Raw genomic sequence first — 23,956 nt, 5'->3', positions numbered from 1 at the left:
TATGAATAAAAATGATTTCACTGATTTGGACGGCAAAGTCCTGCGGGTCTTTCTGACAATACTCGAGGAAAGCTCGGTCTCGAAAGCAGCCGATCGGCTGGGGGTCACGCAATCGGCAATCAGCCACACGCTGTCCAAACTGCGGCAGGTGCTGGGCGATCCGTTGTTTGTACGTTCAGGTCAGGGCCTGACCCCGACCGAACGGGCCTTGTCCCTGAAGGACCCTATTCAAACGGTGCTGGACGGGATGCGTGCCTTGACCGACGGTCGCCCCTTTGACGCGTTATCCGAACAAATCGACATTCGCATCGCCACAAATGACATGCCACGCGAAGTGATATTCCCAAGGCTGTTGCGCGACACACGCGCCGAGGGTGCACGGCTACGGTTGGAGTTCATCCCATCGGGCGTTCCCGATCCGGACCTGTTGCGCAGCGACCGGTGTCAGTTGATGGTCACCCCTCTGCCGCCGGATGGGCCGGACATTTACCAGAAACGGCTGCTCGAAAGCCCGCTGATGATGTTTTATGATGCCGGCCATTGCACCCCGCCAAACAGTTGGCAGACCTACTGCGAGAGCGACCATATCGAGGTGCGCTTTTCCGATGGTCGCAACGCCCGTGCCGTCATGCGGGGTGTTGATCAAAGCCAGATCAGAGCGCCGATTGTTACCCTGCCCCATTTCAACGCGATACCGGCCTTTGTGCGGGGCAGCTCGTTGATCTCGACCGATACCGCCTTGATGAGACAAGGTCCTCTGGCCGGGTTGGACTGTGCGCATTTGCCCTTCGAATGCACCCCGGTTCCGCTTTACATGGTCTGGCACCAAAGGTCGGCCAATGACCCGGCGCATCGTTGGCTGCGCAGAAGGATCGAAGCCATAGCAGCTGACATCAGCGCGCCTTGATCAAATGGGTCAGTGCAGCACCGGTTTCAAAGTAGGCGTGACGCAGGCGGGTCCAGCGTTCAGTATGTTCCGCCACAGCGGGAACTGGCAGCAACGCTGGATCCCCGGCCAAAAGGCTCTCAGCCGCCATACGGCCAAACACCGTGCCCGGCCCGATACCCCGGCCTGAATAGCCATGGATCGAAACCGCATCCGGTCCGATCCGAGTGATCTTGGGAATGTGGTCCGAGGTCATCGCAATGCGGCCATGCCATCCCTGCTGCAAGGGTTGATCCGCAAGCTGAGGATAAAGCTCTGACAGTTTGCGCTTGATCCATCCGGTGTGCGCGGCGCTGCCCGCATGTTCTAGATTGCCCATTGCGCCGAGGATAAAGCGCCCTTCGTGATCCATTCGGAAAGAGGTCATGATCAGGCCGGTATCCCAACATCCTTCGGCTCCGGGAAGAATACTCGCGCGCAGATTGTCGGACAACGGCGCAGTAGTGAATTGAAAATACGAGACAGGAACATAGGCCGGTGCCGTATCGGGCAGGTTCCGATGATACGCGTTGGTGGCTTGGATCACTGATTTGGCGCGCACCGTGGCCTGCGGGGTTTCCAACAGCCACTGGCCATCGACATGGCGCATCGTCATCACTGGGCTATGCGTGTGAACGCGTGCCCCCGCAGCGGCAGCCGCACGGGCCAGACCGCGCACATATGCCATCGGCTGGATCGTTCCGGCGCGCGGATCGAACAGAGCTCCACGAAAGGTGGCGCTGCCCGTGCGCTGGTACGTCTTGTCCGACGACAGCAACTCGACCGGAGCGCCTGCCTGACGCAACTGTGCATGGCGTATTTTCAAATCAGCAAGACCAGAGCCAGAATGCGCACAATGCAACGTGCCCTTGCGCATCGGCTCGCACTCGATCCCATGTGTCTGGATCACGCTGAATACTTCACTTGGGGCCGCCGCAAGGATTTCGATAAGACGCGTTCCGTCCGCATCCCCCAGATGGGCGCAAATGTCAGCAGGGCGCACCCAGAGTCCGGCATTGACCAGCCCCACATTGCGCCCGGATCCCCCATGCCCGATCTCCTGCGCCTCCAAGACACAGACCGAGGCTCCGGCCCGTGCGGCCGTCAAAGCCGCGGAACTGCCAGTATAACCGCAGCCGATCACCGCAAGGTCCACAGACAAATCGCTGGTCAGCGGGGCGCTCTCCACATGCTCGCGGCAGGTGTTTAGCCAAAGGGATTGATCGTAGTCGCTCAATGCGGGCTCCTTGCGGTGTCAAAAACCATTAGGACGCGGGATCAGGTCGTCACAAGAGCCCTTTGATCCTCACGCCCCATCGCGATCAGGAAAGGCCGCGCCTCTTGCTGCGACTGAAACGCTGCCCGATCGCACATCCCCTGCCACCCGGCCAGAACCAGCGATTGCGCAACGGCACCGCCCAAAGTCGCTCCGGGGCCTGTCACGATGAACAGGTCAGGCGCGAATTCGCGCGCGGCGGTCTGGATTGCGCGGGTGAAGTCATAGGCCGCGGTCACCTGATGCCCCAGGGTGTAATCCCACAGTGCCTGCGTGTCCGTCGCACCCGGCCACCAGATTTTGCCACGCCCGTCGATCAGAGGCCGGTCAGGCTGTTTGAACAGCTCCGCACCAAGTTGCGTGCGCCCTTCCGCAGCCACCGGAGCTTGAAGGTAGGTGTGAAATGCGGCGTGATTTGCCAACCTCATGGGGAACCTGTCTTGCACACTCGGCCACGATGCCTCGAACGCACGCAAGCCCTCTTCGTTACCCGCTAGAACCAGCATTCCGCCCAGATCAATCGACAATGCCAGAACCTGACCGTCTTGCGCGTTGATCTGCGCCACATCCGCCAGCAACTCAGCCTTACGCTGAGGATCAGCCACCCAGCTATCGTCTGAAAACGGGTATACGAGCTGCCCACCAATTAGGTGGTCCTGCATCAGCGTCCCCATTGTGTTCACCACACGAAAGCCATTCTCGGGCGACACCGCGCCTCCGACGGCGAGGGCGATGTACCAGCCCATCGAGTTGCCGGTGACAGCCACCACTTCAATGTCATCGGCCAGCACCTGAGCATCAGCCAGAGATGCCGCGTAGATCAGAGGTGAGGCCACATCTCCACGCGAATACTTGCTGACCGTGAACCGATCGGCACCGTCCAGCTCCGTGACCGTCTCTTGCCCCGCACTGGCACGGATAGCGTCAAAATTGCCAAACATTTGCATCCGGCTTGCGTGATGACGGTGTAAATAACCCAGCTCGGCCTTGTTATAGGTGCCCCGACCCGGGCAGATCACAACGGCGGTACGGGTCATGAGCGGTTTCCAGTCAGATTGAGCGCAGCGGCGACAATATTATCCTTTGACGGCAATGGCGCAGCATATGCAGACCCGGTCGCGATAAAGCTGTCTTCTGCCACTACTCGGGCGATCAGGGTGTCGGGGCTTTCTTCGACGAAGAAAGTTGTCAGCGCCTCTGACTGGCTTCCGGTCCGACGGCATTCGTCAACGACCAGAATATGCGCACAGGTTTTGGTGGCCTCGCGCAACGCTTCTGCAGGTAATGGAGCCAACCATCGCATGTCGATAATCCGGGTTCGGATCCCTGCGGCCTCAAGTTCGGGCAAGGCTTGCTGCGACAGGTAGTGGCCGTTGCCATAGGTCACAATCGCCAGATCGGTGCCATCGCCTTGCACCCCAACCTCACCCAGTCGAATGCTGCGATCCGGTGAGGGGTAGGTCGTCATCCACCCGGCATCCTGCGCCTGATGCAAGTCCCGCATCGGATAAAGCGCGATGGGTTCCAGGAATACTACAACGCGTTGTTCTTCGCGCGCCAACCTTACGCATTCGCGCAGCATCTGCACCGCGTCCGCACCGGTCGAAGGGCAGGCAATGATCACACCGGGAATATCGCGCAGTACTGCCAGCGAGTTGTCGTTGTGGAAATGCCCTCCAAACCCCTTCTGATATCCCAGCCCCGCGATCCGCAGGACCATCGGGTTGGTGAATTGCCCGTTCGAGAAAAACGGCAAGGTCGCGGCCTCACCCCGGATCTGATCCTCGGCATTATGCAGATAGGCCAGAAACTGAATCTCCGGGATCGGGACGAAACCGTTATGTCCCATGCCGATGGCCAGCCCCAGAATGGACTGTTCATCCAACAGCGTGTCGATCACCCGATCCGGACCGAACCTCTGTTGCAGCTTTTGGGTCACGCCATAGACGCCACCCTTGCGCCCGACATCCTCGCCCATACAGACGATCTCGGCATGGTTCAGCATCAGATCGGTCAGCGCCCAGTTGATAAGGCGGCTCATGGGTTGGGGGTCGTCCATCGCGCGCATATCGCTGCCAAAAGCGGCTGCACGGGCCTCGGCCCCCGGACCATTGGTGGGTTTGCAGGCACGTTTGGGCGGGATCAGGCTGGCCATGACCTCGGAAGCGGTAGTCAGATGCGGGCGGGTCACGGCCTCGGCCGCGATCCTGTCGGTGCGGGCGCAGGTATCCTGATATATCTTTAGCGCCTGATCCGACGATAACGCCCCAGCCTGATCCAACAGCCGCACCGAATGCAGAAGCGGATCATTAGCCTCATCAGCTTCGACCTCGGATTTCGCCATATAGGTCGTCGGGACGTCCGCCCCCGCATGGCCATAAAGCCGAACGGTTCTTAGATGCAGAAAAGCCGGTTTGCGCCGAGTGCGCACGTATTCCGCTGCCTCTTTCGCAACCGCATAGGTTTCGAAAATATCCAAACCGTTGGCCTGAAAATATTTGATCCCCGGCCGGTGCTGCATCGACGCTTGAATCCATCCCTTTGGCGTTCTGACCGAGATACCGATCCCATTATCCTCACAGACGAACAACAGGGGCAAAGGGGTCGACTGTATGCTGGTCCACCCCGCCGTATTGATCGCCCCCTGCGCAGTGGAATGATTGGCCGACGCATCCCCGAACGAACACATCGCGATCCCGTCCTGTGGCAGCTCGCGATGTTCGGGCGGGTGCCGCCGCGCTGCACCCAGGGAATAGGCCGCACCCACAGCTTTCGGCAGATGACTGGCGATGGTCGAGGTCTGCGGCGGGATCATCAGTGCCTTCGAGCCCAGTACCTTATGCCGACCGCCCGAGATCGGGTCCTCTTTCGAGCAGGCGAAACTCAGCAACATATCCCAAGCGATTTGCTGGCCCGGCACTTGTTCCGAACGTGCGATCTGAAAGGCGGCATCCCGGTAGTGCAGAAACGCGATGTCTGTGGGCCGCAGAGCATGGGCGACAGCCGCCATGCCCTCATGCCCGGACGAGCCGATGGTATAGAACCCCTGCCCCGCCTTCTGCATCGCGCGGCTGGTACGGTCCAGTGCCCGGCTGAGAACCTGAGACCGGTACAGCGACACCGCATCGGCGTTGCTTAATCCCGGTCGCGGTGCGGCGCCGTCAGGCAGGTGGTGCTGCGCCACACGTGTCAGGAAATTCTCATGAACGATCTGAGCGCGATCCATGGCGGCCCCTCTACTTCAATCTGGCGGTCGCAACAGAAATGCGCCGCAACCCTTCTTGCAGGCTTTCGGTGGCATAAGCAAAAGAAAGCCGCAGATGGCCCGGCAAACCAAAGGCACGCCCCGGCACCAGTGCCACCCCGACTTCGTCCAGCAGATACCGGCAGAATTCATGATCGACCGGCATTTCAGCCGGTGTTTTGGGAAAGACATAGAACGCGCCATCCGGAACGGCACACTCCAGACCCGCGGCATTCAACCTAGCAACCACAAGATCACGGCGTGCTCGCATCGCCTGCAGGCGTTCGCCCAAAAGCGTTTGCGGCCCGGTAATCGCAGCCAATGCTGCCGCCTGCGCGATGGAACATGCGCCTGATGTAATCTGCCCCTGAACAGCGGTCATCGCCTTGATCAAGGGTGATGGCCCGATTCCCCAACCGATCCGCCACCCGGTCATCGAATAGGCCTTGGAAACTCCATTTACGGTCAGCACTCTATCCGCCAGATGCGGCACGGCCTGAACAAATGGCGTGAAGGGAACATAGGTCAGGTGTTGGTAAATCTCATCCGAGATCACCCAAACATTGGGATGCCTGTCCAAAACACGACCCAGGGCCTGCATTTCCGATTCAGTATAGACCGCGCCGGTCGGGTTTGAGGGCGTGTTCAGCAAAAGCCAGCGAGTGCGCGGCGTAATTGCGGCCTCAAGCTGTGCTGGGGTCAGCTTGAACCCCTGAGAAACCGGACAGTCCAGGACAACCGGAATACCGCCGGACAGCCTGACCATATCCGCATAGCTGGTCCAGAACGGCGCCGCGGTAATAACTTCATCCCCGGGATCGAGCGTGGCCATCAGCGCCCCGGACAATACCTGTTTGGCCCCGGTCGAGACGATCACGTTTTCCGGCTGGACACTGGCCCCGACGGCGATAGCCGTCCGAAGGTCCGGCGCCCCTGCCGTCGCCGGGTACCGTGTTTGCCCGGCCAGCGCCGCTTTATGGGCCGCCTCGACCACATGTTCAGGGGTCGGAAAATCAGGCTCGCCAGTACTGAGCGCGACCACATCGACACCCTGCGCCTTAAGGCGCGCAGCCTGCTCAGAGATCTGAACAATCTCTGACAACTCAATCCCGCGCAGCCTGTCTGCACGCCTAAAACTATCTGCTGCGATTTCCCTGGACACTGCCAACGTCTCTCTTGACCAAAATATTCATTTGGTATCGGGCTGGCGGGCCCTGAAAGCCAGTGATATTCCATCCGAAAGGTATGAGGAATTATCATATGATCGCTCCCCGTCGTTTTCTGCCGTCTATCCCCTCTCTGCTGGCACTCGAGGCCGTTGACCGCCTTGGCAGTGCTTCGGCGGCAGCGGAAGAGCTTTCGCTGACCCAAAGCGCCATCAGCCGACAGCTCAAGTCGATGGAGGAACAGCTGGGCATCGAACTGATCCAGCGAACCCAGATGCGGCTGCAGCTTACCCCGGCGGCAAAAGAATACGTTCAGGTCGCGCGCAAAAGCTTGCACCAACTGGCGCAGGCCTCCCTAAAACTCAGAGCCAATCCGACCGGAGGATCGCTGAACCTGTCGATCCTCCCGGCGTTTGGGATGCATTGGCTGGCGCCGCGTCTTCAGGACTTTGCTCGCCGACATCCCGAGGTGACCGTCAATCTGAACACCCGGCTTCGCCCCTTCGATTTCGAAACGGAACATTTCGACGCCGCGATTCATTTCGGACGTCGAGATTGGCACGGCGTCAACTACCTGCCGATCATGCGTGAAAACGTTGTACCGGTTTGCGCCCCGGAAATTCTGCCAAAAAACCCGGAACAGATTGACTGGCTAATGAATGCCCCACTGCTGCACCTGGAAACGCGCCCTGACGCCTGGGAGCAATGGTTTGCCGCACAAGGGCTTGTGGCATCAGGGCTTGGCGGCATGTTGTTCGACCAATTCTCGACTATGGGACAAGCCACAATTCATGGGCTTGGGGTGGCGCTGCTGCCCAGCTATCTGGTCGAAGACGACTTGAAAACCGGGCGGCTTGTTCCCGCCTGGAAAGGCCCGGGCGTCAGTCTGGGCGATTTCTTTCTGGTCTGGCCGCAATCCCGGGTGGCATCCGAGCCGCTGAAGTCGTTCTGTTCTTGGCTGCAAGGCCAAGTCGACCAAATCTCGTGACCGGGCCATTCCGACCACCCTAGAAAACTGCGGGGCGGGAGCGTCCCGAACAGGATTATGTGTCCAACGACCGAGCAATGAGTTCCTTCATGATCTCATTTGTCCCGCCATAGATCATCTGAACCCGCGCATCCGCGTAAAGCCGAGCAATCGGATATTCCATCATGAACCCATAGCCACCAAACAGCTGCAGACATTCGTGCATGATCTCATTCTGCACCTCAGACCCCCAGTATTTGGCCATCGACGCGGTCGATGCATCCAAAGTTCCAGCCTCAAGCCGGGCAATACAGTCGTTGACAAAACTGCGCAGCACTTCGGCCTTGGTTTTACACTCGGCAAGCTTGAAGCGGGTATTCTGGAAATCCATTACGCGCTGACCGAAGGCTTTGCGCTCCTGCGTGTATTTCACTGTTTCGGCAATCGCGAAATCAATCGCACCCAGGGCACCGATTGCAATCGTCAGGCGTTCCCAGGGAAGTTGCCGCATCATCTGGTAAAAACCCTGCCCCTCTTCCGCACCAATCAGGTTTGTCATCGGGACCTTGACGTCCTCAAAGAACAGCTCGGCCGTGTCATTGGACTTCATGCCCAGTTTCTTGAGGTTCCGCCCCTTGCGGAACCCATCTGCGCCCTGCGTTTCGACCGCGACCAACGATACCCCTTTCGACCCTTGGGTCTTGTCGGTCTTTGCGGCCACAAGGATCAAGTCCGCAGATTGCCCATTGGTGATAAAGATCTTGGATCCGTTCAGACAGTAGGAGTTACCGTTCTTTTCCGCAGTTGTGCGGATCGACTGCACATCCGAACCGGTTCCGGGCTCTGTCATGGCCAGCGCGCCAACCATCTCGCCCGAGGCGAGTTTCGGCAGCCATTTCAACTTTTGATCTTCGCTGCCATAAGCGGTGATATAGTGGATGACAATCGACTGGATCGCATAGCCCCAACCGGAATCTCCGTGCGAGGTCTGGGCGTACATGGTCAGAGCATCAAATCCCATGCCACCACCGACACCGCCGTGTTCTTCGGTGATCGCGCCAGCCATCAGTCCCATGTCACCGGCCTTGCGCCAGAACGCACGATCAACAACCCCGTTTTCGGTCCAGCGCTCGATATTGGGCACCAGTTCGTCCTGCATGAAACGGTTCGCCATTTCGGCAAACATCTGGTGCTCTTCGGACACCCAGCTGGATGTAGGGGTAATAAGAGACATTGCGCATCCTCCAAGATCAACTTGCCGCCAGCGTAAGTTGGACCGCCAAGTAATCCAATGCGTTGGATGAAACGCTACGCAACGTCTTTTGGAAGATTTCGCCGGGTCACTGGATCGGTGCGGCCAACGCGTTTTCCAGCAAGACCCGCGCTGCAGCTTTGGCATCTTGCGCGGGATCACAGCTTTTCAACAGAACCGCCGTCACGATTGCCCCTTCTTTCAGCAGAAGAATCTGACATCCCAGGCTTTCAGGGTCGAAGGCACCGGCTTTGCGGGCCAGATCCGTGAAATATTCCAACAACAACCGCTTGTGCTCCGCCGCCTGCACGTGGATCGGGTGCTCTTTCTCCTGGAACTCGGCGCCAGCCTTGATGAACATGCAGCCGCGAAACCCGTCTTCGGCGAACCACTCGCCCAGTGCATCAAAGCTTGAAATCAACTGGTCCGCAGGGGTGTCGGCCAATTCCTCGACACGACGCATGAACCAGTTGCGGAAATTCTCGTCCCGCAGGCGCAAAGCCGCCAGTATCAGATCTTCCTTGGTGCGGAAATGTTTGTACATCGAAGTCTTCGACACACCCGTCTCAGCCACCAGCTTGTCCATGCCGGTCGCATGAAAACCGTCGCGATAAAAGACCTTCAGGGCCTTGCGGACCAGCTCATCCCTTTTGTTTGGGCGCATGATTCGCCTCCTATACGTACCGATCTGTACATAATTGTACCCTCCATAATCCGCAAGGGCCATCAATGTTCAGAAAATTCTCTTTATTTTCCACCTGGATAGAGAAAAATTTTAGATATTTTACAGGCACCCCTTGCAAATAGGTACCGATCAGTACACCTTAACAACATGATGTACCGATCAGTTAACTATGGAGCCGTCATGAAACGCCGTACCAGCCCCTTCAACCGCCAGTACATCCCAATTCTGTTGACCCTTGCGCTGCTCGCTGCATCGCTGACCTGAAGGATCATGACATGAGCCGCCCCCCTCTGCCGCCATTCACTGCTGAGACCGCTACACAAAAGGTCCGCATGGCTGAAAATGCTTGGAACAGCCGCGATCCGGATATCGTGACGCCCGCCTATACCGAGGACAGCCAATGGCGGAATCGGGCCGAGTTTGTCGCGGGCCATGCTGAAATTCACGCGCTTTTGACCCGCAAGTGGAGAAATGAGCAGGAGTACCGGCTGATCAAAGAACTCTGGGCCTATTCGGAAAACCGTATTGCCGTGCGCTATGCCTATGAATGGCGGAGCGACAGCGGCCAGTGGTTCCGCTCATATGGTAACGAGAACTGGGAATTCGATAGGGATGGTCGGATGGCCAAACGTCATGCCTCGCTGAACGACCTTCCGATCAGGCAACAGGATCGGGTTTTCCTTTGGCCTCTTGGTCCGCGCCCTGACGACCATCCCGGCCTGTCTGATCTGGGCCTGTAGAAAGGACCTATTATGCCACGTGCTTTTTCCAAACTAACCTTCACGCCTGCCGTTCTCACCCATCAAGAAAGGATGGGATCGGCAAAAACCTATGCGAAATTCCTGGAAAGCGGCCCTGTGCAGGGTCACGAAATCAGAGCCGCCGAAAAAGAGTTCATCGAGGCCCGCGACGGGTTCTACCAATCAACCGTGTCCGAGACCGGCTGGCCATATGTGCAGTATCGCGGCGGACCCGCGGGGTTTTTACGAGTACTTGATGCGCAGACCATTGGGTATGCTGATCTTTCGGGCAACAAACAGTATATCTCGCGCGGGAATTTGGATGGCAATGACCGGGTTGCGCTGATCCTGATGGATTATGCCAACCAGCGACGCCTGAAAATACTTGGGCGTGTCGAAATTGCCGAAGGCGCTGCGGCGGCTGCCAGCCTCTCCCCCGAAGGCACCCAGACCCCGGCCGAACGCGCCGTCATTATCAAGGTCGAAGGTCTGGACTGGAATTGCCCAAGTCACATTACCCCACGATTCACCGAGGCCGAGCTGCGCCCCCACCTGAACGAATTGGGCCAGCAGCTGGCCCAACTTCAGGCGGAAAATGACCGGCTGAAACGGGAACTGGAAAATAAGAAATAAGCCCCAGTGCCAAGCATTCCCCAACTTGTGATTCAAGGACTGACACCATGATAACGTTAACGCTTCACCGAGCCTTCATAGTCCTGTTTGGTTTCGCTCTGTCGATTGCCTTTCTTATGCTGGGGTTTTTCGCATCTCCCGAAGCTGTTCGGACATCCCCGCCCGCGCTTTATAATTCGCTGCTGCTGGAAAAACTGGCCCAAGACTAAGAACCGTACGGCCCTCGAAACAAAAGATTGTGCCTGAATCATGATCTCTGCCCTTGACCTTCCTGTGACTGGAACCCCCATCTAGGGTTGGAAACAGGACAGGATGAGTCGATTGGCCAACTCACATACTATCAGACTGAAGGTCACCGGAATGAGCTGCGCATCCTGCGTAGGCCGCGTGGAATCTGCGTTGCGCAATGTTCCCGGGGTTACCGAGGCTTCGGTCAACTTCCCAACCGAGACTGCACAGGTCACTTATGACGGGCCGATCAGCGACCTGACCGGCGCGCTGGACAAAGCTGGTTATCCGGTGTCAGTGGCAGAAGCCGTTCTGCAGATTGACGGAATGAGTTGTGCTTCTTGCGTCGCAAGGATTGAACGAGCACTCTGCGCAGATCCGGCCGTCATAAGTGCTCGGGTCAACCTGGCCACTGAAACCGCGACCATTCGTTTTGCCGACGGGGCAACTGATCCTGTGAAGCTGGCGCAGCTAAGCACTAAAGCGGGCTATCCGGCGCACCCTTCCAGGATGGCCGAAAGCAACGATGAGAAACCGGGCGAAGCCTCTGCGCTGATCCGCACCACCCTGATCGCTGCGGCGCTGGCTTTGCCCGTGTTTATACTCGAGATGGGCGGGCACATGATCCCAGCCTTTCATCACTGGGTTCAGGCAACAATCGGGATTCAGACCAGCCATATCATCCAGTTTGTCCTGACGTCGGTTCTGCTGATCGGCCCCGGAAGGGTGTTCTATGCCAAGGGTATCCCGGCCTTGCTGCGCGGGACACCTGATATGAATGCTCTGGTCGCGATGGGAACCGGTGCCGCCTATCTGTATTCCGTCCTGGCCACCTTTGCGCCTCAGGTTCTGCCACAAGGCAGTGCAAATGTGTATTACGAGGCCGCCTCGGTCATCGTGGTCCTTATCCTGCTGGGTCGCGCGATGGAGGCGCGGGCAAAAGGCCGGACCGGGGCCGCCATTCGCAAACTGGTCGGGCTTCAACCGAAAACAGCCCGGCTAGAACAGGACGGGGGCACGGTCGATCGACCCATATCCGAAATACTGGTTGGCGATGTGCTGCAGATCCGACCCGGAGAGCGCGTCCCAGTCGATGCTCAGGTGTTGGACGGCACCTCATACGTGGATGAAAGCATGATTACCGGCGAACCCGTTCCTATAGGGAAATCGGCCGAAGATCAGGTGATAGGGGGCACGGTCAACGGCACGGGCGCGCTGCGCGTGCGCGCCACGCGTGTTGGGTCCGAAACGGTGCTGGCGCAGGTCATCCAGATGGTTCAGCAAGCTCAGGGTGCCAAGTTGCCGATACAGGGGCTAGTCGACCGGATCACGGCGTGGTTTGTTCCCGTTGTGATTGGCGTTGCCCTACTGACCATTGCGATCTGGCTGATCTTTGGCCCTGCGCCTGCCTTGCCGATGGCGCTGGTCGCAGGGGTTTCGGTTTTGATCATTGCCTGCCCCTGCGCCATGGGGCTGGCGACTCCGACGTCGATCATGGTGGGCACGGGGCGCGCGGCTGAACTGGGCGTGCTGTTCCGCAAAGGCGATGCTTTGCAGCAGTTGCAACAGGCCAAGATCATCGCTTTGGACAAGACCGGGACTCTGACACTGGGGCGCCCTGAACTGGCGAATGTCACGACCATAAATGGGTTTGACCGCGATACCGTTTTACGGCTGGCCGCTGCGGTCGAGGCGCGATCCGAGCATCCGATTGCCACGGCCATCACGCGGGCCGGACCGGCGGACCTGCCCCCTATCGCCGGCTTTGAATCGTTGACTGGGCTGGGCGCCCGCGCGTCTGTCGATGGGCACGATCTGCTGATCGGCTCACCCAGATTAATGGCGCAGAACGGCATTGATCTATCCGCGCTGAGCCAACAGGCCGACCAGCATGCCGCCGAAGGGGCAACCCCCGTATTCGTCGCGATCAACGGTCAGGCTGCGGCACTTCTTACGGTCTCGGATCCGGTCAAACCGGGCACGATCGAAGCTTTGCACCGGCTGCACACTATGGGCCTAACGCTGGCGATGGTCACCGGGGACAACGCCCTGACTGCGCAGGCTTTGGCAGACAAGCTGGGCATCGATCATGTCACAGCCGAGGTCCTGCCGGACGGAAAGCTCGCTACAATCAACGCCCTGCGCGGCCAGTTCGGAGAGCTGGCCTTTGTCGGTGACGGGATTAACGACGCCCCGGCATTGGCTGCGGCGGATGTCGGCATCGCTATCGGCACGGGTACAGATGTGGCGATTGAAACGGCGGATGTGGTGCTGATGTCGGGCGATCTGCGCGCGGTTGCCAATGCAGTCGAAATCAGTCGCCGGACCATGAGCAATATCCAACAGAATCTGGGCTGGGCGTTTGGATATAATGTTTTGCTGATCCCTGTCGCCGCCGGGATTCTGTATCCTTTTGGCGGCCCGCTTCTTTCCCCGGTTCTGGCGGCTGGAGCCATGGCTTTGTCCAGCGTCTTTGTCGTCACCAACGCGTTGCGACTTCGCAGGGTTCGCGCCAGCCTGCCCGAGGGATCACACCCGGCGGCTCCACAAATGGTGACGTCATGAATATCGGCGACGTTTCCAACCAAACCGGTCTCCCGGCCAAGACCATCCGCTATTACGAAGATATCGGACTGATCAAACCGCTGCGCGATGATAATGGCTATCGCCGGTTCCGCAGTCAGGATGTGCACAAACTGAACTTTTTAGGCCGGGCCCGCGCATTGGGATTTACGATCGAAGATTGCCGGACCCTGATGGCCTTGTATGAGGATGAAACCCGCGCAAGTGCTGATGTGAAGAAGGTTGCCCGCGCGCATATGGTCCAGATCGAAGCGAAGATTGCCGACCTTAATGCGATGCGCGATACGTTGGGTCATTTAATTGACGCCTGCGCCGGCGACGACAGGCCTGATTGTCCGATCCTGAAGGATTTGGGCCGACAACCCTGACACGGGGTTGCCCTTTGTCTTCAGCTTTGCTTTGTCTCTGCCAAACAATCCGGCTTGCGGCGTCTGACCGGACCCGGACAGCAGAGAGGTTCACCAAATGGCAAAAGTTGCGTTCCTTGGTTTGGGTGTCATGGGATATCCAATGGCCGGCCACCTGCAGGCTGCAGGTCATGAGGTCACGGTTTTCAACCGAACCACCGCTAAGGCCGAGGCTTGGGTCGCCCAATATGGCGGCTCAATGGCCGCTACCCCGCGCGAGGCGGCTGAGCGAGCCGAGTTTGTCATGGCTTGTGTGGGCAATGATGATGACCTTCGCATGGTCTGCGCCGGCGACGATGGTGCCTTCGGCGCAATGTCAAGCGGCGCGGTTTTCGTCGACCATACGACCGTCTCAGCAAAGGTAACCCGAGAGCTTTATGGCGCGGGCAAAGCCGCAGGGATTGCCTTTGTGGACGCGCCGGTTTCGGGCGGTCAGGCCGGGGCTGAAAACGGCGTTCTGTCGATCATGTGCGGGGGGGATCAGGCTGCCTATGACGCGGCCGAGCCCATTATGCAGGTCTATTCCAAAATCTGTCGCCGCATTGGGGACAGTGGCGCCGGTCAGATGACCAAGATGTGCAACCAGATCGCCATTGCCGGACTGGTTCAGGGCCTCAGCGAGGCGCTGCATTTTGCCGAAAAAGCCGGGCTGGATGGCCGGGCGGTTGTGGAAGTGATCAGTCAGGGGGCCGCAGGCAGTTGGCAGATGGCGAACCGCTATGAAACCATGTTGGACGATCATTTCGAGCACGGTTTCGCGGTGGACTGGATGCGCAAGGATCTGGGAATTTGCTTGGATACCGCAGATGAAACAGGGGCATCCCTGCCGGTGACGGCTTTGGTTGATCAGTTCTATAAGGATGTGCAGAAAATGGGCGGGAATCGGTGGGATACTTCCTCGCTTATTAAACGGTTGCGCGCATTGGGGTAACGGGAAAAGGGGGCTGTCTGCCCCCTCTTGGCCTGCAGGGCCAATTCACTCCCGAAGATATTTTTAGCCAGATGAAAAGGACCCCGGTTTACTGGGACAGGGTTTCAAATGAACGACATCATCGCATTTTGGGCTAATGCTTTGCGGCAAAACTGGGGGCTGGACGCGCGGCTGACCCGATTGGACGGCGAATACGATCTTAATTTTCTGGTCCGGGCAACCAACGGACAGGATTATGTTCTGAAAGTCATGCGCCCCGGATGCGAAGCAGAGCTTGTGGACCTCCAGGTCAAAGCCTTGGAACATATCGCCTCAGAAGCACCGGGGCTGCCATTTCCTACAGTGTTTCCCGATTTGCAGGGGGATTATCTGCCCCGGATCGAAGATCACGAGGGGGTACCGCGCCTTGTTTGGTTGCTGGAATGCCTGCCTGGGCAATGCTATGCGAAATCGGCACCCAAATCCGAAGAGTTGATCCTAAAGCTGGGTCGCGTTCTGGGTGCTACAGACCGTGCATTAGAGCGGTTCACTCATGAGGGTTTGGCCCGGGGCGATTTCAAATGGAATCTGACGCAGGCAGGGTGGATCGAACAGCATCTGGACACCGTTAGTAGCCCCGCACGGCAGGCAGTGCTGGCCGAGATATGTTCCGAATTCAATGCGATATCAGACAAGTTGGCAGGCTTGCCCAGTCAGGCGATTCATAATGACGCCAATGATTATAACGTTCTGGTCGAAGCAGAGCCTGGCCAGCGCCCGGGGGTGTCGGGCTTGATTGACCTTGGCGATATGTGTGCCGCGCCACGCGTTTGCGATCTGGCGATTGCCGGGGCCTATATCGTATTGGATCATCCGCAACCCGATCGCGCATTGGCGGCACTGGTGCGCGGCTATCAGGCGGCAAACCCCCTGCGCGCGGACGAAGTCGAACTGATCTGGCCTCTCTTGCGGATGCGACTGGCTGTGTCGGTTGTGAACTCGACCCTGATGGCCCTTGAAAACCCGGATGATCCTTATGTCACTATCAGTCAGGCGCCGGCCTGGCGGTTTCTTGAGGACCAAAGCGTCAACGGCGGATTGATGCCAGCGCGCCTGCGCGTCGCCTGTAGTCTGCCGGTCACCGATGGGGCCGAACGCATCCATGCCTATCTGTCCGCGCATCGTGGTCAATTCGCCGAGATGTTTGGACAGGGACTAAAAGATGTGCCCATTGGCTCGCTATCGGTCGAAAACTCGGTGTGGCCGCAAAATCCTTTCCACATGCCCCTGGCCGAGGCGGCACGTGTTGGCGAGGAAAATGGCACAGACTTCTGGTTGGGATATTACAATGAACCCCGCCTGATTTACGCAGAGCCGGGGTTCCGCAAAGGGCCATGGAAAGCTTCGGACCGACGCACCGTGCATCTGGCGGTGGATGTGTTCGCGCCTGCCGGCACTGTCCTGAATGCCCCGATCAGTGGCCGGGTCGAGGCGGTCGAGAATCGCGACAGTCACCTTGACTATGGCGGGGTGGTGATCCTGCATCACGAAACACCCCAAGGCGATCCGTTCTATACACTCTACGGACATTTGGACCCCGAGGTCTGCGACAGGCTGAACCCGGGCGATCCAGTCGCACAGGGAGCGGCGTTTGCACGGCTTGGGGATGTCACACAGAACGGGGGCTGGGCCCCACATGTACATTTCCAGCTGGCCCTGACTACGAACGGGATGCGGGCCAACTGGCCGGGTGTTGGCGACCCTGACGAGCTTGAACTGTGGCACGCCGTCTGCCCGAATCCGGCGGCTCTGCTGAACCTTCCCGATGACAAGGTGTTCTATCGGCCGACCGATAAACAGGCGATCCTGCAGGGACGGCAGGACCACTTCGGAGGCAACCTGTCCCTGACCTATGACGATCCAGTCATGCTGGTACGCGGTTGGAAGCATCACCTGTTTGACGAATGGGGTCGCCCTTATCTGGATGCGTATAATAATGTACCCCATGTGGGCCACGCCCACCCGCGCATTCAGGCTGTCGCAGCAGATCAGCTCAAGCGGATGAATTCCAACACCCGGTATCTGCATCCGGCCCAGACGGCTTTTGCCGATAAGGTTCTGTCCAAGCTGCCCGATCACCTCGAGGTCTGCTTCTTTGTGAATTCCGGCACCGAAGCCAATGAGCTCGCCCTGCGGCTGGCCCGCGCCCATACCGGCGCCAAAGGGATCGTGACGCCCGATCACGGGTATCACGGCAATACCACCGCCGCCGTGGCAATTTCGGCCTATAAGTTCAACAAACCGGGCGGAGTTGGTCAGGCGGATTGGGTGGAACTGGTTGAGGTCGCGGATGACTACCGAGGGTCTTTCCGGCGCGACGACCCCGATCGCGCCCAGAAGTTTGCAGATCTAGTGGACCCAGCGATTGCAGCCCTACAGGACAAAGGTCAGGGCGTTGCCGGTTTCATTGCCGAGACCTTCCCTTCAGTTGGCGGGCAGATCATACCACCCAAAGGCTATCTGCCCGCGGTTTATGAGAAAATCCGCGCCGCTGGTGGTGTCTGCATCGCCGACGAGGTGCAGACAGGTCTGGGGCGTCTGGGCGAATATTATTTCGGCTTTGAGCATCAAGGCGCGCTGCCGGATATCGTGGTCATGGGCAAACCCATTGGCAACGGTCATCCATTGGGCGTTCTGGTTACTACCAAAGAGATCGCCCGCAGCTTTGATAACGGGATCGAGTTCTTTTCGACCTTTGGCGGATCGACCCTGTCCTGCCGCATCGGCAAAGAAGTTCTGGATATCGTCGATGATGAAGGCTTGCAGGACAATGCCCGCCTGATGGGCGACAGGTTGATGACAGGCCTGCGTCAGATCGAGACCGATTTCGGATCTGTCGGTGATGTGCGCGGCATGGGCCTGTTCGTTGGAGTCGAACTGATCAACCCCGATGGCTCTGAAGGCCGTGAGATCTGCCAATATGTCAAAAACCGGATGCGCGACCACCGGATTCTTATTGGCAGCGAAGGCCCAAAGGACAGCATCCTGAAAATTCGCCCGCCGCTGACGATCGAGGCGGAAGATGTGGACATGATCCTGTGGGCATTACGGGATGTGCTGGCAGAAGTTGGTGATTACAGCCCGCCACCCTCATGCGATCATGACCATCACCACGCAGGGTGCGGCTGCTGCTGAGGGCACGGAACCCCGGCGCGCATTCGCCGGGGTTCTGCACCTGCCCTGCTGCTTAGTGCAGCGTGGCAGTGGGGTTCTGATGTCTTGGGGTTGGCATCGGGATCGAGACCGTCATGCGTCGCAAAGCCAGCCCTAATTCCTCAGACAAAGCGGCCAATGCGGGGGCAAAATCGGGACGGACGATCAGGGACGCCATCATCATAGCGTCTTCGCGCGCGCCTTCTGATGCCGCCGCAATCATCTGGGCGAAACAGTTTTCATCCGCGCCAAGGCAGACACAGCCCAACCCATGCCGGATCAGCGGGCGCCGCCCGTGATGGGCACAAAGCGAGCACAGCCGGTCCAGCGTCAACATCGCTGCCCGGCCCTGATCCGTACCCAGGGCGATTTGAAAGTCCTGCGCCGCATCCATACGCGTTTGCATTCCGTCCCCCCAGAGGCGCAGATACATGACCGCACCGGCCTCGACAGGGCTTAGGTCGGACAGACGGCCAACGGTCGCGCCACCCCGGGCTGCAGGCGCGCTCATTTCGTCAAGATCAGTTTGCCCGCGCGCGTGATGCGCAAGGTGTACAGCTGATCGCCCAGCTCGATATGGGCCAGATTGCCCCCTTTGGTCAGATCTTCAGCCTTATGTGCAGGCAGCATTGATACGGCAAAAGACTGGCTGGGATTCGGGTTCTGAACATTCATCAGGATCACTCCGGAAGGTTTCGGGCAATGCGCCTTATCGGTTTACTTTTCAGGTATCTGGCTGGCCCGTTTCTGGGGTTGCTGATGGCTTGAAATATAATCTGATTATTTTAGTCAGGTATGTCAAGCCTCAATATCCCACTCTCGCAACCGGGTTGAATTGCACTGCCTGAACACACCAGTTAGGACTTGCGGTGCAGCTTCAGAGGCAAGGATTTCAATGAGCGCTACAATTATGTTCGATTTGGACGGAACACTGGTCGACAGCCTTCCGGACATCACCGCCGCTGCGAATGCAATGCTGCGGGACACTGGTGTCTCGCCCCTGCCCCAGGACACGATCAAACAATTCGTCGGCAATGGCCTCCCGAAATTGGTAGAACGCATGATGTTTCATTGCGACCTGCCTATGGATCGCCATGCCGAGCTATCGGAACTGACGCTGACCCACTACAACGCAGCCTCCAGCGACAAAACCGTCGTCTACCCCGGCGTGGCCGAAGCGCTTGAACAGCTGCGCCAGATGGGATGTGTTCTGGGTGTTTGTACAAACAAACCCAAAGCACCGGCTGACCATGTTCTGAAGTCGATGGGCCTGACCCATCATTTCGATGCCACCCTGGGTGGTGACAGCCTGGCCACGCGCAAACCAGACCCAGCCCATCTTGAGGCAAGTTTTAGAGCAGTGGCCGCTATAGGTCCGCGCCTGTTCGTGGGTGACAGTGAGGTCGATGCAGAAACCGCTGAACGGGCCCAGGTGCCATTTTTGCTATTCACGGAAGGTTATCGGAAAAGCCCGGTTTCTGAACTGTATCATACCCGTAACTTCGCCGACTGGCACGAAGTGCCTGCGCTTGTAAGTGAGCTTTTGGGGGAATTGGGTTGATGTCCCCCAACTAGTGAGGGGCCGGCCGAGGGGGTAAGTAGCCAGCCCCTCAAGGGGGAAAAGTGGTAGGTCCTTGGAAACTCCTTGGATGATTTGAAGTTAACGAATCGCTCCAATCAAAGATATAGGGGGTTTCCCGTAGCCCTAGATAGGGTATTGAAATTACATAATAAACTATCCGTAAATTCCAGAAATTCGTTGAATATTGTCATTTTCCGTTGGTGACCCGGCCCCAGGACACCGCCAATCGAAAGCTGAACAACGAAAAAGGGCGGGGATGAACACCCCGCCCGACGGTTCAGAACAATTGCTGAATCCGCATGTTCAGATTGCCAGATATTCCTCGCGCAGCTGTGGATTCTCTAACACCTCGCTGGCGGCTCCATCAAACACGATGCTGCCCGTATCCAGAATGATCGCACGGTCCGCCAATTCCAGGGCGCGCACCGCGTTCTGCTCGACAATGATCGTGGTCATACCCTGCTGTTTGACGTGAAGCAGAGTCTTTTCGATCTCATCCACAATCACCGGGGCAAGCCCCTCATAGGGTTCATCCAGAAGCAACACCTTGATGTCCCGTGCCAAAGCCCGCGCAATCGACAGCATCTGCTGCTCTCCGCCAGACAGGGTAATTCCTTCTTGCTTGCGGCGCTCACCCAGCCTTGGGAACAGCTCATAAAGCCGTTCCAGCGACCAGCCGACAGGTGGAGCGATCTGGGCGAGTTGCAGGTTCTCTTCGACCGTCAGACCGGGGATGATACGGCGATCCTCTGGCACAAGGCCAAGGCCTGCGGCGGCGGCCTCATAGCTGGTCATTTTGTGCAGCGGCTTGTGATCCAGCCAGATTTCACCATGACGCACCTCGGGGTCACTGACCCGCGCGATGGATCTGAGCGTCGAGGTCTTGCCAGCACCATTCCGGCCCAGCAGGGCCAGAATTTCACCTTCGTGCACGTTAAAGCTGACGCCCTGCACGATATAGCTTTCGCCATAGTATGAATGCATGTCCCACACCGACAAAAACGCAGGGGCGGTGCTGGCCATATTGGCGTTTTTCGAAAAGTCAGGTTTCTCGTTCATTGCTTTTCCTTACGCGGCCTCACCCAGATAAGCTTCGCGAACCTTGGGATGCCCGCGGATGTTTTCTGGCGTATCTTCGACCAGAGGTGTTCCCTGCGCCAGAACGGTGATGCGCTCGGCCAGGCTGAACACCACATGCATGTCATGTTCAATGATGGCGATGGTAATGTCACGCTCGTCCTTGATCTGTTTGAGCAGGTCGATCGTGTTGTTGGTATCTGCCCGGGCCATCCCGGCGGTGGGTTCGTCCAGCAAAAGCAGGCGCGGGTTCTGGCTGAGGCACATGCCGATCTCAAGTCGTCGCTTGTCCCCGCGTGACAGCGATGCCGCGTGCATCTCGCGTTTGTCAGCCATGTTCATCTCTAACAGCATCGCCTCGGCCTGCTCGACAATCGCCTTTTCACTGGAGATGGTTTCATAGGCGTGCATCCGAAACGCGCCGTCCCGCATCGCAAAGATCGGGATCAACATGTTCTCCATCACAGTCAAATCGCCGAAAATCTCGGGCGTCTGGAACACACGGCTGATACCCATCTGGTTGATCTGATAGGGTTCCAACCCCAGAACAGAATTGTTGTCGAACAAAACAGAACCGGTATCCGGCATCAGCTTTCCCACCAAACAGTTCAGCAAGGTTGACTTGCCCGCACCGTTCGGGCCGATGATCGCGTGGACCGAGTTTTCTTCGACGTTGAGGTTCACATCCGACAGCGCCTTGAGGCCACCGAAGCGTTTGCTGACGTCTTTGACTCGTAGAATTGCCATGGTGCCCCCTTATTCCGCTGGCTCGGTTTTGCCCTTCGGGGCATCATCGGCGCCCGGTTTCTTACGCTTGAACCAGCCCATCAGCCGCTGACCACCTTCAACCAGCCCACCCGGCAGATAGATCACCACCAGCATGAACAGGATACCCAGCGTCAGATGCCAACCCTTGCCGATGAACGGATGGATCAGGAACACAACCGCGTCCTCAAGCCCATCGGGCAGGAAAGCGAACCAGCTGTGCAGAACATTGTCGTTGATCTTCGAGAAGATGTTTTCGAAATACTTGATAAAGCCTGCTCCCAGTACCGGCCCGATCAGAGTCCCTGTACCGCCCAGAATGGTCATCAGAACCACCTCGCCCGAGGCGGTCCATTGCATCCGTTCGGCCCCCGCCAGCGGGTCCATCGCGGCCATCAGCCCCCCCGCCAGACCGGCATACATGCCCGAGATCACAAAGGCCGCCAGCGTGTAGGGTTTGGAGTTCAGGCCGGTATAGTTCATCCGCTGCTGGTTGGATTTCACCGCCCGCAGCATCATGCCAAAGGGCGAGCGGAAGATGCGAATAGAGAGATAGAACACCGCCATCATGATCACCGCACACAGGTAATAGCCCGCGTTAAAGTCAAAGCTCCAGGCACCTACATCCAACGTATAGGTCGCGCGCATGGGAATGCCGAACAGATGCGGTAGGTTCGGCGCGCTGGCCGATTGCAGGATCTGCGGATCGTCCGCATAGACCTGCAAGCCGGTCTCACCATTTGTCAGGTTGAATTTTGGGTTCGAAAGCACCGAATAGGCCAGTGCAAAGCTCATCTGTGCAAAAGCCAGCGTCAGGATCGAGAAATAGATGCCCGACCGACGCAGGCTGACAAATCCGATCAGCAGCGAAAACACCCCGGCGACAAGAACGCTGAGCGCGATGGCCGGAACGACGTTATAGCTGAGCAGTTTGAACATCCACACTGCGGAATACGACCCCACCCCAAGAAAGGCCGCATGGCCAAAGGACAGGTATCCGGTCAATCCAAACAGAATGTTGAAGCCGATCGCAAAGATCCCAAAGATCACGAACCGCTGCATCAAATCGGGATAGCCCGCGTTGAACTGCGCCATGGCGCTGCCTTCGGGGAACGGGTTCAGGATAAAGGGCGCCAACAGGGTCAGTATGGCGACGATGATCAGCAGGCTGGTATCTCTCTTGTTCAGTCCCAACATGGCTTATTCCTCCATCACGCCTTTGCGCCCCATCAACCCGCGTGGACGGGTCAAAAGCACGATGATGGCGACAAGGTAGATGATGATCTGGTTGATGCCGGGGATCGTGGTCGTGGCCCAGGTGGTCGACGCAAAGCTTTCGAGCACGCCCAGCAGGAACCCGGCCAAAACCGCGCCCGGCAATGAGCCCATCCCCCCCACAACCACAACCACAAAGCTGAGAACCAGAAAGTCCATGCCCATGTGATAATTCGGGGGGTTGAGCGGCCCGTACATCACCCCGGCAAGACCCGCGACCGCGGCCGCAATCCCGAACATGATGGTAAACCGCCTGTCGATATTTATCCCCAGCAGGCCCACCGTTTCACGATCTGCCATGCCAGCCCGCACGACCATGCCAAAGGTTGTGAATTGCAGGAACGAGAACACCGCTCCGATAATGCCAACAGCAAACCCGAAATAGACCAGCCGCCAGATCGGATAGATGATGGCGTTGGGATCGAATCCAACCATGATGCCAAGATCAACAGACCCACTCAGCATATCGGGGGGCGGGGTCTGGATCGGATTGGCACCGAAGAAATATTTGATGATCTCCTGCAGCACGATCGCCAGGCCAAAAGTCACAAGGATCTGATCCGCATGAGGGCGCTTGTAAAAATGTTTGATCAGCCCGCGCTCCATCACGTAGCCGACAAACAACATGATCGGGATCGCGAACAGGACAGCCAGAGGAACGGACCAATCTATGATTGACGCGCCAATCTCGGGGCCGAACCAGGCCTCTATATACGGGGTTTCAACCTTCAGCGGGTTGCCCAGAAAATCTTTCTGACTTTCATCAAGGGTCACGTAGCTCAAGTTAAAGAGTTTTTGCAAAGACACGGCGCAGAACGCACCAATCATGAACAGCGCCCCATGGGCAAAGTTCACAACTCCAAGCGTTCCGAAGATCAGCGTCAGGCCAAGCGCGATCAGCGCATAAGCCGACCCCTTGTCCAACCCGTTCAGAATTTGCAGAAGAATGGCGTCCATAGTCCCCACCTTTGGCCTGTCCAGTGGACTCCCCCATAGGCGGGAGAGCCCGTTTTCTAGGTCAGAGAATT

22 protein-coding genes are annotated in these 23,956 nt (G+C 58.0%); 10 read left to right on the top strand and 12 right to left on the bottom strand.

The window, feature by feature from the left end:
- The first annotated feature begins 1 nt into the window (after position 1).
- A complete protein-coding gene (locus AC2FIM_RS06960; protein WP_496676375.1) occupies positions 2 to 907 on the top strand; it encodes a LysR family transcriptional regulator in 906 nt (301 codons plus the stop codon).
- Here AC2FIM_RS06960 and AC2FIM_RS06955 read toward each other — a convergent pair.
- From AC2FIM_RS06955 to AC2FIM_RS06940, 4 genes are read right to left on the bottom strand one after another with little or no spacing between them, the layout of a single operon-like run.
- Entirely contained in the window at positions 894 to 2,162 is a 1,269-nt protein-coding gene (locus AC2FIM_RS06955; protein ID WP_496676379.1) for an NAD(P)/FAD-dependent oxidoreductase, read from the bottom strand. The two genes, AC2FIM_RS06960 and AC2FIM_RS06955, sit on opposite strands and share 14 nt — an antisense overlap.
- Before the next feature lie 41 nt (positions 2,163 to 2,203).
- Positions 2,204 to 3,238, bottom strand: a complete 1,035-nt coding sequence (locus AC2FIM_RS06950) for an ACP S-malonyltransferase (RefSeq protein ID WP_496676382.1) — start codon at positions 3,236 to 3,238, stop codon at positions 2,204 to 2,206.
- A complete protein-coding gene (locus AC2FIM_RS06945) occupies positions 3,235 to 5,427 on the bottom strand; it encodes a dehydrogenase E1 component subunit alpha/beta (protein ID WP_271948221.1) in 2,193 nt (730 codons plus the stop codon). Before AC2FIM_RS06945 ends, AC2FIM_RS06950 begins: the two co-directional genes overlap by 4 nt.
- Positions 5,428 to 5,437: 10 nt before the next feature.
- Complete coding sequence (locus AC2FIM_RS06940) at positions 5,438 to 6,607, bottom strand: pyridoxal phosphate-dependent aminotransferase (RefSeq protein ID WP_271948660.1); 1,170 nt, start codon at positions 6,605 to 6,607, stop codon at positions 5,438 to 5,440.
- Between the two features lie 98 nt (positions 6,608 to 6,705).
- Between AC2FIM_RS06940 and AC2FIM_RS06935 the strand changes: the two genes are divergently transcribed.
- A complete protein-coding gene (locus AC2FIM_RS06935) occupies positions 6,706 to 7,599 on the top strand; it encodes a LysR substrate-binding domain-containing protein (RefSeq protein ID WP_142635780.1) in 894 nt (297 codons plus the stop codon).
- Positions 7,600 to 7,654: 55 nt separating this feature from the next.
- Here AC2FIM_RS06935 and AC2FIM_RS06930 read toward each other — a convergent pair whose 3' ends face one another.
- Both AC2FIM_RS06930 and AC2FIM_RS06925 read right to left on the bottom strand, forming a co-directional pair.
- Complete coding sequence (locus tag AC2FIM_RS06930; RefSeq protein ID WP_142635778.1) at positions 7,655 to 8,812, bottom strand: acyl-CoA dehydrogenase family protein; 1,158 nt, start codon at positions 8,810 to 8,812, stop codon at positions 7,655 to 7,657.
- Between the two features lie 106 nt (positions 8,813 to 8,918).
- Positions 8,919 to 9,494 carry a TetR/AcrR family transcriptional regulator gene (locus AC2FIM_RS06925; protein WP_142635776.1) on the bottom strand — a complete coding sequence of 192 codons (576 nt, stop codon included), beginning with the start codon at positions 9,492 to 9,494 and terminating at the stop codon, positions 8,919 to 8,921.
- Positions 9,495 to 9,790: 296 nt separating this feature from the next.
- Here AC2FIM_RS06925 and AC2FIM_RS06920 point away from each other — a divergent pair, with 296 nt between their 5' ends.
- The 7 genes from AC2FIM_RS06920 to AC2FIM_RS06890 all read left to right on the top strand — a co-directional run bounded on the left by AC2FIM_RS06920 (position 9,791) and on the right by AC2FIM_RS06890 (position 18,211).
- Entirely contained in the window at positions 9,791 to 10,255 is a 465-nt protein-coding gene (locus AC2FIM_RS06920; protein ID WP_271948226.1) for a nuclear transport factor 2 family protein, read from the top strand.
- A 12-nt stretch (positions 10,256 to 10,267) separates the two neighbouring features.
- Positions 10,268 to 10,888 (top strand): pyridoxamine 5'-phosphate oxidase family protein, encoded by a 621-nt coding sequence (locus AC2FIM_RS06915; protein WP_142635772.1) that lies wholly within the window; start codon positions 10,268 to 10,270, stop codon positions 10,886 to 10,888.
- Positions 10,889 to 10,935: 47 nt separating this feature from the next.
- Positions 10,936 to 11,097 carry a hypothetical protein gene (locus AC2FIM_RS06910; protein ID WP_185956647.1) on the top strand — a complete coding sequence of 54 codons (162 nt, stop codon included), beginning with the start codon at positions 10,936 to 10,938 and terminating at the stop codon, positions 11,095 to 11,097.
- 103 nt (positions 11,098 to 11,200) lie between these two features.
- Positions 11,201 to 13,681, top strand: a complete 2,481-nt coding sequence (locus tag AC2FIM_RS06905) for a heavy metal translocating P-type ATPase (RefSeq protein WP_496707966.1) — start codon at positions 11,201 to 11,203, stop codon at positions 13,679 to 13,681.
- Positions 13,678 to 14,067, top strand: a complete 390-nt coding sequence (gene cueR, locus AC2FIM_RS06900) for a Cu(I)-responsive transcriptional regulator (RefSeq protein ID WP_271948231.1) — start codon at positions 13,678 to 13,680, stop codon at positions 14,065 to 14,067. Before AC2FIM_RS06905 ends, cueR begins: the two co-directional genes overlap by 4 nt.
- Before the next feature lie 97 nt (positions 14,068 to 14,164).
- Entirely contained in the window at positions 14,165 to 15,037 is an 873-nt protein-coding gene (locus AC2FIM_RS06895; RefSeq protein WP_271948233.1) for an NAD(P)-dependent oxidoreductase, read from the top strand.
- A 108-nt stretch (positions 15,038 to 15,145) separates the two neighbouring features.
- Positions 15,146 to 18,211, top strand: a complete 3,066-nt coding sequence (locus tag AC2FIM_RS06890; protein ID WP_271948235.1) for an aminotransferase class III-fold pyridoxal phosphate-dependent enzyme — start codon at positions 15,146 to 15,148, stop codon at positions 18,209 to 18,211.
- Between the two features lie 52 nt (positions 18,212 to 18,263).
- On the opposite strand, the gene AC2FIM_RS06885 is transcribed toward AC2FIM_RS06890, so the two are convergent.
- Together AC2FIM_RS06885 and hemP are read right to left on the bottom strand one after the other, a co-directional pair.
- Positions 18,264 to 18,740 carry a hypothetical protein gene (locus tag AC2FIM_RS06885; protein ID WP_142635764.1) on the bottom strand — a complete coding sequence of 159 codons (477 nt, stop codon included), beginning with the start codon at positions 18,738 to 18,740 and terminating at the stop codon, positions 18,264 to 18,266.
- Complete coding sequence (gene hemP / locus AC2FIM_RS06880; RefSeq protein ID WP_142635762.1) at positions 18,737 to 18,904, bottom strand: hemin uptake protein HemP; 168 nt, start codon at positions 18,902 to 18,904, stop codon at positions 18,737 to 18,739. The genes AC2FIM_RS06885 and hemP overlap by 4 nt, the downstream gene beginning before the upstream one ends.
- A 220-nt stretch (positions 18,905 to 19,124) precedes the next feature.
- Between hemP and gph the strand changes: the two genes are divergently transcribed.
- Positions 19,125 to 19,790: a phosphoglycolate phosphatase gene (gene gph / locus AC2FIM_RS06875; protein ID WP_142635760.1), complete on the top strand. Its 666-nt coding sequence runs from the start codon at positions 19,125 to 19,127 to the stop codon at positions 19,788 to 19,790.
- Positions 19,791 to 20,114: 324 nt separating this feature from the next.
- On the opposite strand, the gene AC2FIM_RS06870 is transcribed toward gph, so the two are convergent.
- From AC2FIM_RS06870 to AC2FIM_RS06855, 4 genes are read right to left on the bottom strand one after another with little or no spacing between them, the layout of a single operon-like run.
- Entirely contained in the window at positions 20,115 to 20,870 is a 756-nt protein-coding gene (locus AC2FIM_RS06870) for an ABC transporter ATP-binding protein (RefSeq protein ID WP_142635758.1), read from the bottom strand.
- A gap of 9 nt (positions 20,871 to 20,879) precedes the next feature.
- Positions 20,880 to 21,635: an ABC transporter ATP-binding protein gene (locus AC2FIM_RS06865; RefSeq protein WP_142635756.1), complete on the bottom strand. Its 756-nt coding sequence runs from the start codon at positions 21,633 to 21,635 to the stop codon at positions 20,880 to 20,882.
- A 9-nt stretch (positions 21,636 to 21,644) separates the two neighbouring features.
- On the bottom strand, positions 21,645 to 22,850 hold the full coding sequence (locus AC2FIM_RS06860; protein ID WP_142635754.1) for a branched-chain amino acid ABC transporter permease: 1,206 nt from the start codon (positions 22,848 to 22,850) through the stop codon (positions 21,645 to 21,647).
- A 3-nt stretch (positions 22,851 to 22,853) separates the two neighbouring features.
- Complete coding sequence (locus tag AC2FIM_RS06855) at positions 22,854 to 23,885, bottom strand: branched-chain amino acid ABC transporter permease (protein ID WP_142635752.1); 1,032 nt, start codon at positions 23,883 to 23,885, stop codon at positions 22,854 to 22,856.
- Positions 23,886 to 23,956 lie beyond the last annotated feature (71 nt).

The sequence above is a fragment of the Ruegeria sp. CDSC052 genome (genome assembly GCF_059610685.1).
The sequence above is the reverse complement of the archived record's forward strand: the minus strand, read 5'-3'. Positions and strand labels throughout refer to the sequence as shown.

Bases quoted from the DNA above. Each gene is read 5' to 3' on its own strand.
- AC2FIM_RS06870 (WP_142635758.1), bottom strand. From the start codon at position 20,870: ATGAACGAGAAACCTGACTTTTCGAAAAACGCCAATATGGCCAGCACC.
- AC2FIM_RS06865 (WP_142635756.1), bottom strand. From the start codon at position 21,635: ATGGCAATTCTACGAGTCAAAGACGTCAGCAAACGCTTCGGTGGCCTC.
- AC2FIM_RS06915 (WP_142635772.1), top strand. From the start codon at position 10,268: ATGCCACGTGCTTTTTCCAAACTAACCTTCACGCCTGCCGTTCTCACC.
- AC2FIM_RS06860 (WP_142635754.1), bottom strand. From the start codon at position 22,850: ATGTTGGGACTGAACAAGAGAGATACCAGCCTGCTGATCATCGTCGCC.
- AC2FIM_RS06885 (WP_142635764.1), bottom strand. From the start codon at position 18,740: ATGAGCGCGCCTGCAGCCCGGGGTGGCGCGACCGTTGGCCGTCTGTCC.
- AC2FIM_RS06925 (WP_142635776.1), bottom strand. From the start codon at position 9,494: ATGCGCCCAAACAAAAGGGATGAGCTGGTCCGCAAGGCCCTGAAGGTC.
- AC2FIM_RS06945 (WP_271948221.1), bottom strand. From the start codon at position 5,427: ATGGATCGCGCTCAGATCGTTCATGAGAATTTCCTGACACGTGTGGCG.
- AC2FIM_RS06895 (WP_271948233.1), top strand. From the start codon at position 14,165: ATGGCAAAAGTTGCGTTCCTTGGTTTGGGTGTCATGGGATATCCAATG.
- gph (WP_142635760.1), top strand. From the start codon at position 19,125: ATGAGCGCTACAATTATGTTCGATTTGGACGGAACACTGGTCGACAGC.
- AC2FIM_RS06855 (WP_142635752.1), bottom strand. From the start codon at position 23,885: ATGGACGCCATTCTTCTGCAAATTCTGAACGGGTTGGACAAGGGGTCG.
- AC2FIM_RS06930 (WP_142635778.1), bottom strand. From the start codon at position 8,812: ATGTCTCTTATTACCCCTACATCCAGCTGGGTGTCCGAAGAGCACCAG.
- AC2FIM_RS06910 (WP_185956647.1), top strand. From the start codon at position 10,936: ATGATAACGTTAACGCTTCACCGAGCCTTCATAGTCCTGTTTGGTTTC.
- AC2FIM_RS06935 (WP_142635780.1), top strand. From the start codon at position 6,706: ATGATCGCTCCCCGTCGTTTTCTGCCGTCTATCCCCTCTCTGCTGGCA.
- hemP (WP_142635762.1), bottom strand. From the start codon at position 18,904: ATGAATGTTCAGAACCCGAATCCCAGCCAGTCTTTTGCCGTATCAATG.
- AC2FIM_RS06920 (WP_271948226.1), top strand. From the start codon at position 9,791: ATGAGCCGCCCCCCTCTGCCGCCATTCACTGCTGAGACCGCTACACAA.
- AC2FIM_RS06890 (WP_271948235.1), top strand. From the start codon at position 15,146: ATGAACGACATCATCGCATTTTGGGCTAATGCTTTGCGGCAAAACTGG.
- cueR (WP_271948231.1), top strand. From the start codon at position 13,678: ATGAATATCGGCGACGTTTCCAACCAAACCGGTCTCCCGGCCAAGACC.
- AC2FIM_RS06950 (WP_496676382.1), bottom strand. From the start codon at position 3,238: ATGACCCGTACCGCCGTTGTGATCTGCCCGGGTCGGGGCACCTATAAC.
- AC2FIM_RS06960 (WP_496676375.1), top strand. From the start codon at position 2: ATGAATAAAAATGATTTCACTGATTTGGACGGCAAAGTCCTGCGGGTC.
- AC2FIM_RS06905 (WP_496707966.1), top strand. From the start codon at position 11,201: ATGAGTCGATTGGCCAACTCACATACTATCAGACTGAAGGTCACCGGA.